The sequence below is a fragment of the Streptomyces sp. NPDC025793 genome (assembly GCF_055558375.1).
In genome coordinates this window covers 1-1,361 of sequence record NZ_JBVHMR010000153.1, presented here as the reverse complement: position 1 = coordinate 1,361, position 1,361 = coordinate 1, and the positions used below count along the sequence as shown (strand labels likewise).

2 protein-coding genes are annotated in these 1,361 nt (G+C 67.2%); both read right to left on the bottom strand.

The window, feature by feature from the left end:
* Positions 1-8: 8 nt before the first annotated feature.
* Positions 9-407: a hypothetical protein gene (locus ACZ4MF_RS49025; protein WP_467500955.1), complete on the bottom strand. Its 399-nt coding sequence runs from the start codon at positions 405-407 to the stop codon at positions 9-11.
* The gene (locus ACZ4MF_RS49020) at positions 404-1,267 is read right to left on the bottom strand and encodes an IS5 family transposase (RefSeq protein ID WP_467500954.1); all 864 of its coding nucleotides are present in this window, start codon (positions 1,265-1,267) and stop codon (positions 404-406) included. Before ACZ4MF_RS49020 ends, ACZ4MF_RS49025 begins: the two co-directional genes overlap by 4 nt.
* Positions 1,268-1,361 lie beyond the last annotated feature (94 nt).

Here is a 1,361-nt window from a genome sequence, read left to right as displayed (position 1 = left end):
AGTGGGCGTTAAGTCCGTTTCTGGTAGCGGCCTCGTCCGGGTTGGGTGAGGAAGCCTTGGCGGACGAGGCGTCCGAGGCGGCTGCGGGTGACGTTGACGGAGGCCTCGTCGGTGGGCATGCCGAGGAGTTCGTGCAGCTCACGAGCTCTGAATACCTGGCCGGGGCGCTGGTTGAAGGCGTTGACGATGGCCTGGTAGGCGGTGCTCGTCTCGGGCGGGTCGGGTTCGGCTCCTGCCGGCGCGACCTCCGCGATGACCTTCCGGGCGGTGTCCAGGTCCGCGAGTCGGGCCTCGGTCTCGCCCAGGGCAGCGGTCAAGTACTCGATCTGGCCGCGTAGTTCTCCGGCTCGGGCGGTGACTTCGTCGTGCTGGGCCTGGAGGCCGGCGAGGAGTTCGGCGACGTTCACGCGGCAAGCCCGAGGGTGTCGCGCCAGGCGGGACTCGGTGTGGTGAGGCGGCGGGTCATGTTCGCGGTGGAGGCCCAGTAGACGCGCGAGACGGAGGTGTCGGGCCGGTGGTCGTACTCACGAGCCAGACGCCGGTGCAGCAGCAGCGTGCCGTTCGTCTGCTCCACCACCCACCGCTTCGGCTGCGGGACAAAGCCTTTGCCCTGGTCTGCGGGGTTGCGGCGGACGACCTCGACGTCGATGTCCATCAACGCGCCGTGGATGACGACTTCGTCCTTGAAGCCCTGGTCCACCAGAGCCTTCTCCAGACGCATCCCGCACCGCTCGGCGGCCTGGTCGAGCAGGGCGGTGCCGGCGGCGTTGTCGTGGGCTGATGCGGCCAGGACGACGACGCCGATGATCAGGCCCAGAACGTCGACGGCCAGTCCCCGCTTGCGCCCCGACACCTTCTTGTTGGCGTCCAGTCCCGTCGTGGTCTTCGGGACACCCGCGGCCGCGCGGACGGACTGGGTGTCGAGGATCACGAGGGACGGGTCCTCTAATCGGCGGGCTCTCTCGCGCACCTGGCAGCGCAGGAGTTCCTGGATCCGCTGGTCGAGGCCGTCCTCGCGCCACAGTCTGAAGTAGTAGAACACCGCTGACCAGGCCGGTAGATCGTGCGGCAGGTAGCGCCACTGGCAGCCCGTCCGGTTCTGATAGAAGATCGCATTCACGACCTCCCGCAGGTCACAGGACCCGGGATCTCCGGTCGCCGACCGCGCCACCCGGTCCTGCTTCCAGGCCGTGATCATCGGCTCGATCAACAGCCACTGCTCGTCCGATAAGTCGCTGAGGTACGGCTCTCTCTTCACACCCCACATCTCAACATGGACATGCCCACCCGACGGCTCGTACGGCTGTCAGTACCACGATCGAGCGATCACGAACCGAGGAAGATCGGACTTAACGCCCACT

What these genes read in the sequence shown, in the direction of transcription:
- ACZ4MF_RS49020 (WP_467500954.1), bottom strand. Translation starts at nt 1,267, where the DNA reads ATGTGGGGTGTGAAGAGAGAGCCGTACCTCAGCGACTTATCGGACGAG.